The organism is Flavihumibacter sp. CACIAM 22H1, from assembly GCF_001601815.1.
In the GTDB taxonomy this organism is placed as follows: domain Bacteria; phylum Bacteroidota; class Bacteroidia; order Chitinophagales; family Chitinophagaceae; genus Flavihumibacter.
This window is the reverse complement of sequence record NZ_LUKG01000126.1, coordinates 1-7099: the sequence shown is the minus strand read 5'-3', so window position 1 is coordinate 7099 and position 7099 is coordinate 1. Positions and strand designations below refer to the sequence as shown.

The following is a 7099-nucleotide window of genomic DNA, read 5'->3' as shown; positions in this document are numbered from 1 at the left end:
GTCTAGAATAAGTAGTGGGAAATCACCATCTATTGGTAAGGCTGGTAGAAAATCTGCCGGAAAAATTGTAAGTTTTTTTGCTGGAGTCGGAAGCAACGGCTTGGAGCATACTTTAGTTGATATTGGCTTTGGATCCTTACAAGGGAAAACGTTTCAGGAGGTTCTTGACTATCTACTTGTGTTTTGTTCGGATTCCAATGAAGGGATGGACGAAACTGCTGCCAATAATGCTTCCTGCGAAATCATGAAAGACCTTGCTGGTTTGGCTGGAAACGACCTGGATAAGTTTGAGCAACTTGTCAAAGAATATCTTGAAGGAACAGGTCTGGCAGATTTACTTTGTAAGTTCTGGGGGCTATATATTTTCGAGCATTTATCACAAAGATTTGAAGAGAAGGTAAAACAGCAAAAGGGAGTGGAGATTGGAAAAGATACCTTTAAAATAATTAAAGCAGATATAATCGGTCAAGTGAAAGTTTTGAATACTCAAAGGCCGGTTGCTAAAATTGATTGGAAGGGAAATGCAGGGGAAAATGAGATAGAAAAAATCTTTGATTCTGTAATTAAAATAATTTGTGATGAAAACAATTAAAGTTGGCAAACTTACTTATGATAAATCCTCTGGTGCAGGTACGATAGATATTGTAGACAAATCTGGGGGCCGTTCCATACTTGATATTGATTTAGAAACAATACTGCCATTTACTAATCTCGTCAGTAAAGAGGTTCTTGACTTTTTTACTATAAGTGCTGCGGTATATGGGATTGACAGGTTTGTCGAGAGAAAGCAAAATTCAGTAGATGGCTGGTCAAGAGAGTTGAAAGTCAGTTTCCCTGTCCATGATCCGCAAAAATGGAGCACCTGTAAAGAAGGATTGAATAAGTTATTATCTTTCTTAACCGGAGATTATTGGGACGTTGGATTTAAGAAAGAAACAGTTGATGCGCCGAAGGCTACCTTAGACAAAGAATATTCCATTCCGTTTGCACAGGTTAGCTTGCTATCTGGTGGCTTGGATTCACTTATCGGAGCCTTAGATTTTCTGAAGCAAAACTCAAAACACAAGGTCCTGTATGTTTCCCATTATGACCCGCAAATGCGTGGACCGAAAGGAGACCAAAAAGATTTGATTTCAGAAATTGAAAAGATGTACCCAGGCCAGTTTGCCTACATTCCTTCACTTCGGGTAACCTTGGATAGCACAAATGTTGGCAGGGAAACGACATTTAGAAGCAGGTCACTCCTGTTTATCGGAATAGCGTTGATAGCGGCACAGGCAACAAACTCTCAAAGCATAATTGTTCCTGAAAATGGCACTGTATCTCTAAACTTCCCTCTCAGCGCATCAAGAAGAAGTTCCTGTAGTACCAGAACAACTCATCCCTTCGTTTTAGACAATGTTCTATCAATTTGGAAATCTTTATCAATTACCACTGACATTCAAAATCCTTATGAATTTCAAACGAAAGGAGAAATGGTAAATTCTTGCAAAGACCAGGCTAATCTTTCCAAATTAATTAAAATGTCAAACTCCTGCGGAAAAAGAGGTCACCGGGCACATTGGCATAAACCCGGAGCTTCACATTGTGGAATATGTATGCCATGTATTTATAGGCAGGCATCACTGCAGAATACAGCAGATGAAACAACCTATGGCAATACAATAAATTCCCTGGCGCCGTTCCTAAGCAAAAAGTCACAGGATGTTGGCGCCTGTTTAGATTATTTGAACTATCCTATCACCAAAGAAGAAATTAAACAAGAGTTAATTGTAAATGGTGTGAAAAACCTTTCAAAGCTCAATCAATATATTGACGTCGTTTGGAGCACGAGAGAGGAATTAAAACAATGGGTAAAAAAAGTTGGCAACTCAACTATTAAATCAAAAGCAGGCGTTTAAATGTTGGATACACATTGTCATATTGATTTATACTCCAAGCCGGAATCAATTTTAAATGAATGTGATAAGTATGGCTATACGATTCTTTCGATGACAAATTTGCCAAGTCACTTTGAAAGGGGCATTCCATTTTTTCAGAACCGAAATAAAGTAAGGCAGGCTTTGGGAATGCATCCCCTACACACAGCGCATCATAAGAAGGAGTTCCCGAAATTCATAAGCAATCTTGAGAAAACTTCTTATATAGGTGAAGTTGGATTGGATTTTTCAAAGGAAGGCTTTGATACCAAAGACATACAGGTTCATACTTTCGAAAAAATATTAGAAATTGTTTCAGATAAAAAAAAGCTTTTGAGTATCCACTCAAGACTTGCCGAAAGAAAAGTCTTAGAATTATTAAGGAAATATAAAATAAAGAATGTCATTTTCCACTGGTATTCAGGTGATATTAACTTGATTGATGAAATAGTTCAGCAAGGCTATTATTTCTCCATAAATCCTGCGATGGTAAAATCAATGTCAGGGAAAAAGATTATTTCAAAAGTTCCAAGAAATTTTATTTTGACGGAGACGGATGGTCCTTTTGTTATGGAAAACGATTTGCCGATTAGACCTGGGCATGTCCAGCCTGTTGTTGATTTTTTAGCTACTGAATGGATGCTTAAAAATGATGAAGTAAAACAGATAATTTGGTCAAACTTTCAAAAAGTCGTTAAAAAATTGAAGTGAGCAAATAGTTATTAATCGCTGTAATCACATTGACTCTTAATACTTGTTGGGATATTGTATGTAGAAATGTGAAAAGTTCGAACAACTAATAAACTGAATAGTTCTTTTATTCCAGGCCTTCTCCACTTGAGTTATCAACAAATTAACTATCAATTATTTAATAATTGTTTTCCGAGATCAATTTTCTTAAATCTTCCATAAAATGGTTCGAAAATTGTGCCGACAGGACGACTAAAACAAAAGGCATTAAGTAACTTGACTTAACGCCTTTTTTGTTCCTATAAATTTCAGTTTGTCTGTGGGTACTCCTACCCATTCTTAGAGCCCAATATTATTGGCAGCTTGCTCCTATGTTGCGGTCAACTGGTTTTTTGCCAGATCGAACTGATACAATATATTTTTTGCAGCACAATAGATAACCCCAGGTAACCGAAACCAACTAGAAAAAAAAGAAACAGTAATAACTTACTAAACAAACGCTTAACAGTGGTGGAGGGCTCTTTTTTAACGGTTGCCGGCTTTTTTTTCCTCCGGGGTGTATTCCAGGATATCGCCTGGCTGACAGTCTAATGCCTTGCAAATAGCATCCAGTGTGCTAAATCGAATGGCCTTTGCCTTCCCCGTTTTTAAGATGGAAAGATTCGATAAGGTCAAATCAACTCTTTCAGAAAGCTCGTTCAGAGAAATTTTACGTTTTGCCATCATCACATCTAAATTAACTATGATTGGCATGGCTAAACAGTTAAATCGTTTTCGTTTTGAATATCAACCCCTTTTTTAAAAATAACAGCAATAATATAAATTATACCTGCCATCAGAACAAATGCCTCACTGTCTGTCCAAAACTGGTTTAATTGATCGAGCACATACCCCTCTTCTTGTAAATTTTTCGCTACCTGCCTCGCTATTGAACTTAGTATACCAATGGAAAATGTGCAGTATGCTATTTTCGTAATCTGTTCGGCAACAAAAGGGTTGAACGGTTTCGATAGATCTATTTTGTGCATAAGCATAGCAACAATATAAAATAAATAAGCTTTCAAACAAGCAACTACCAGGATAAATCCATACAGCGAAAAAAAGGTCCATTTACTTCGGCTATACAATGCCGTCAAGTCCAGTTTTTGATACAGGTTTTTTACAAATTCAGGTTTGTAGAGGCTAACAATAAAATTTACTATCAACCCGCTTGCTTCTATGCACAAGCCAACAAAAATGATCCAGGCAACAATATGCAAACTTATAAATACAAAATTCTTATTCTTAGCCATAAAAGCTGCAATTATTGCTTAAAAATAATAAATATTTTATGATAAACAATAAATTTATAGCTTATTTCAAAAAACAGCACAAGTACTCAGTTACCTGGGGCAGGTTGCCTGCTTAAGATTGTTCGTTGTCCGCGGATCAATGCCTCATCGGCATCCCATACACCTGCCAGTTTAATACCCATTTCTTCACAGGCAAGCTTATAAAGGGATGTATGCATACCGCCTCCCAGCAGGAATACCGCATCGGCATTCACCGATTTCAATTCTTCGCCAATCAATACACCACTGAGGTAATAGTAGTTTTGTTCTTTGGGCAGGTGTAAGAGAACCTGGTTGGTTCGTACTAAAAAACTATGATGCAGTAGCGGTAATTCACGACTTCGCCGAACAGCCTTCAGAAAAACTTTGCGAACGAGGGGTTCTGCTATACTGCCTGCTTTTTCAATAGATTCAGATAAAATACTGAAACCCGCTAACAAAGAAAAAAACTCACCGGTCATATAGGTCCTAAAACCTACCAGCGCCCGGTTCCGGATCCGCACATGTTTCGGATGGGTGCCCGGCAAAAGAAGGAACTGTTCCGTATTTACTACCGGCAAACGATCGATAATACCCACCAGCTTTGTTTCTTCGCCCCGCATCGTATCTTCCTCCGATCGAAGGCCGGAAATCAGTAAAAAATCGTGTTCGTTTCCGCGCCACCATTTCGTTATAAGTCCCGTTGCATCGAGCTGAACCGGCAAAGCAGCATAGGGCAGCTCCAGCATACCGATAGAGGAGGAGGCCATTCCGGATATAACCACCGGTGTACCTGCTAAACTGGCCATACCCAGGTTGCTGCGCAATTCTTCAATAGCTTTCAATAGCACAGCGCTGTACCAGTATACCCGGTCAGCCAGGGCAGGCATTTCAGACCAGGACAAATGGGTAGCTGCAATACCCTGCTCATTTACAATTTCCCCCACCACGGTAAGGTCGTGCAGCCGAACCAACCGCAACCGGAAAGAACTGGTTCCCCAATCGCAACTTAAAAAAAATTCCATCTGAATTATTTCGTTACTTATACCTGCTTACCACTCGGCAATACTGCCATCTTTATGCCGCCAAACCGGATTTTTCCCGTTATGACCGATGGCCGCCATTTTACGCACCTGTTCTTCATTTATTTCTATACCTAAACCTGGGTTGGAAGGAATACGAACATATCCCTGCTCGTATTCAAACACTGTTTTATCGGCGAGATAATCCAGCAAATCACTTCCCTGGTTATAATGGATACCCAGGCTTTGTTCCTGGATAAAAGCATTATGACAGGTTGCATCTACCTGCAGACAAGCTGCCAGCGCAATGGGTCCTAATGGACAATGCGGCGCAGCAGCTACATCAAATGCTTCTGCCATAGAAAGAATTTTTTTGCATTCCGTTATGCCACCCGCATGAGAAAGATCGGGTTGAATGATATCTGCATAACCCTCGGTTAGCAGCGTTTTAAATTGCCATTTCGAAAACATGCGTTCACCGGTTGCAATGGGTATAGCCGTATGCCGGGCAATTTCACGCAGGTCTTCATTATTCTCCGGTAGCACCGGTTCTTCAATAAACATTGGACGAAAAGGCTCCAGTTCTTTGGCCAGAATTTTGGCCATTGGTTTATGAACGCGGCCATGAAAATCCACCCCAATCCCAAAATCAGGCGAGGTCATTTCACGTACCGCAGCAATTCTTGCAACTGCCTGATCTATTTTGTCGTAACTGTCTACATATTGCAGTTCTTCCGTTGCATTCATTTTTACCGCAAGAAAACCCTGGTCGGCCATTTTTTTAGCAGCAGCTCCGGTTTCAGCCGGACGATCGCCACCAATCCAGGAATACACTTTGATACGATCTCTGCATTTGCCCCCCAGCAATTGGTAAATGGGAGCCTGGTAGAATTTACCTTTAATATCCCAAAGTGCCTGATCTATTCCGGCTATTGCGCTCATCAGAATAGGGCCGCCCCGATAAAATCCAGACCGGTATAGCAGGTTCCAATGGTCCTCGATCTGCATGGGATCCTTACCTACCAGGTATTCCATCAATTCATCTACACAGGCTTTTACAGTAGCTGCTTTGCCTTCAATTACCGGCTCTCCCCATCCAATGATGCCTTCATCGGTTTCTATTTTTAAAAACAACCACCTGGGAGGAACCTGGAAAAGTTCATAACATCTGATCTTCATGTATGCTCTTTAAGAATGAATGGCTTCAATAAATTGTTGCGCGTTGGTTTTAAGGGCCGCTAAATACGCATCTGTAACGGGTTGTCTGCTATTCACCAATGCATTGCCAACCCCCAAACCAATGGCCCCGGCGTCTAAGTAGGCACGGCTATTGTTTAATACAATACCTCCGGTTGGTAATAAGGGAATTTGAGGCAACGGGCCTTTCAGATCGCGTATATAGGCAGGAGAAATAGCCGGAAATACTTTTACTATATCTGCACCGGCTTTGTGTGCAAGAAAAACCTCCGTTGGAGTGAAGGCACCTGGAATACTAATAGCGCCCATTTTTTTAGTTGCCTCAATCAGGGCCAGGTCCACAATAGGCGAAAGGATAAAGCTGGCACCAGCTTTTATAGCATCGGCGGCACTCTTCACATCTAGTACTGTTCCGGCACCAATCCTTAGTTGATCTCCCATTTTAGTAACCAGCCTTTCTATGTTTTTGAGTGGCTCCGGTGAATTCATGGTTATTTCAATAAACCGGATACCCGCTTCCTGCAGTACTTCGGCCACGGGAATTACCTTATCTGCCGGCAAACCCCTGAGTATGGCAATTATTTTAAAGCTTGTAAGTTGCTGAATGAAGCACATATATGATTGAATAATGCGATAGAGTTGAAAGTTAATAAGAAAACACCGATCAGGGCTCGCCTATTCCGATCATTTACAATTCCAACGCCCTCAATTGCCCTGTCCGGCAACCTGTTAAAATCATTTGATCATCGGCTAAAATAGGTTTAACTGAACTTGGGGGATCTTCCTAGTTTAGGCCTATGAAATGCATGAAACTGCTCTATAGCGGGTTTTGCTTATTGCTGCTCTTAGCCGGCATCAGCCACCAGGTAAAGGCACAAAATGGCGACCAGATCCTCGACGGAATCGGGGAAACCGGTTTAATTGCCCGATACCTGTTGAATGGTACAACCAATGATTGGTC

The 7099-nt window shown here is 40.8% G+C and carries 8 protein-coding genes; 3 read left to right on the top strand and 5 right to left on the bottom strand.

Features of this window, described 5'->3' with window-relative positions:
• The 3 genes from A1D16_RS20705 to qatD all read left to right on the top strand — a co-directional run.
• A partial coding sequence (locus A1D16_RS20705; protein WP_290713258.1) for a hypothetical protein occupies nucleotides 1-592 on the top strand: 592 nt, incomplete at its 5' end.
• On the top strand, nucleotides 579-1901 hold the full coding sequence (qatC, locus tag A1D16_RS20700; protein WP_290713255.1) for a Qat anti-phage system QueC-like protein QatC: 1323 nt from the start codon (nucleotides 579-581) through the stop codon (nucleotides 1899-1901). The genes A1D16_RS20705 and qatC, both read left to right, overlap by 14 nt.
• Nucleotides 1902-2630 carry a Qat anti-phage system TatD family nuclease QatD gene (gene qatD / locus A1D16_RS20695; RefSeq protein ID WP_290713252.1) on the top strand — a complete coding sequence of 243 codons (729 nt, stop codon included), beginning with the start codon at nucleotides 1902-1904 and terminating at the stop codon, nucleotides 2628-2630.
• A 504-nt stretch (nucleotides 2631-3134) separates the two neighbouring features.
• Here qatD and A1D16_RS20690 read toward each other — a convergent pair.
• From A1D16_RS20690 to A1D16_RS20670, 5 genes are all read right to left on the bottom strand, one after another.
• Nucleotides 3135-3362: a helix-turn-helix transcriptional regulator gene (locus A1D16_RS20690; RefSeq protein WP_290713250.1), complete on the bottom strand. Its 228-nt coding sequence runs from the start codon at nucleotides 3360-3362 to the stop codon at nucleotides 3135-3137.
• Between the two features lie 2 nt (nucleotides 3363-3364).
• Nucleotides 3365-3901 carry a DUF2975 domain-containing protein gene (locus tag A1D16_RS20685; RefSeq protein WP_290713247.1) on the bottom strand — a complete coding sequence of 179 codons (537 nt, stop codon included), beginning with the start codon at nucleotides 3899-3901 and terminating at the stop codon, nucleotides 3365-3367.
• Between the two features lie 86 nt (nucleotides 3902-3987).
• The gene (locus A1D16_RS20680; protein ID WP_290713244.1) at nucleotides 3988-4944 is read right to left on the bottom strand and encodes a 2-dehydro-3-deoxygalactonokinase; all 957 of its coding nucleotides are present in this window, start codon (nucleotides 4942-4944) and stop codon (nucleotides 3988-3990) included.
• A gap of 27 nt (nucleotides 4945-4971) precedes the next feature.
• The gene (dgoD, locus tag A1D16_RS20675) at nucleotides 4972-6120 is read right to left on the bottom strand and encodes a galactonate dehydratase (RefSeq protein ID WP_290713241.1); all 1149 of its coding nucleotides are present in this window, start codon (nucleotides 6118-6120) and stop codon (nucleotides 4972-4974) included.
• Between the two features lie 9 nt (nucleotides 6121-6129).
• Entirely contained in the window at nucleotides 6130-6753 is a 624-nt protein-coding gene (locus A1D16_RS20670; RefSeq protein ID WP_290713238.1) for a bifunctional 4-hydroxy-2-oxoglutarate aldolase/2-dehydro-3-deoxy-phosphogluconate aldolase, read from the bottom strand.
• Nucleotides 6754-7099: the final 346 nt, after the last annotated feature.

Bases quoted from the DNA above. Each gene is read 5' to 3' on its own strand.
- qatC (WP_290713255.1), top strand. From the start codon at position 579: ATGAAAACAATTAAAGTTGGCAAACTTACTTATGATAAATCCTCTGGT.
- qatD (WP_290713252.1), top strand. From the start codon at position 1,902: ATGTTGGATACACATTGTCATATTGATTTATACTCCAAGCCGGAATCA.
- A1D16_RS20690 (WP_290713250.1), bottom strand. From the start codon at position 3,362: ATGCCAATCATAGTTAATTTAGATGTGATGATGGCAAAACGTAAAATT.
- A1D16_RS20685 (WP_290713247.1), bottom strand. From the start codon at position 3,901: ATGGCTAAGAATAAGAATTTTGTATTTATAAGTTTGCATATTGTTGCC.
- A1D16_RS20680 (WP_290713244.1), bottom strand. From the start codon at position 4,944: ATGGAATTTTTTTTAAGTTGCGATTGGGGAACCAGTTCTTTCCGGTTG.
- dgoD (WP_290713241.1), bottom strand. From the start codon at position 6,120: ATGAAGATCAGATGTTATGAACTTTTCCAGGTTCCTCCCAGGTGGTTG.
- A1D16_RS20670 (WP_290713238.1), bottom strand. From the start codon at position 6,753: ATGTGCTTCATTCAGCAACTTACAAGCTTTAAAATAATTGCCATACTC.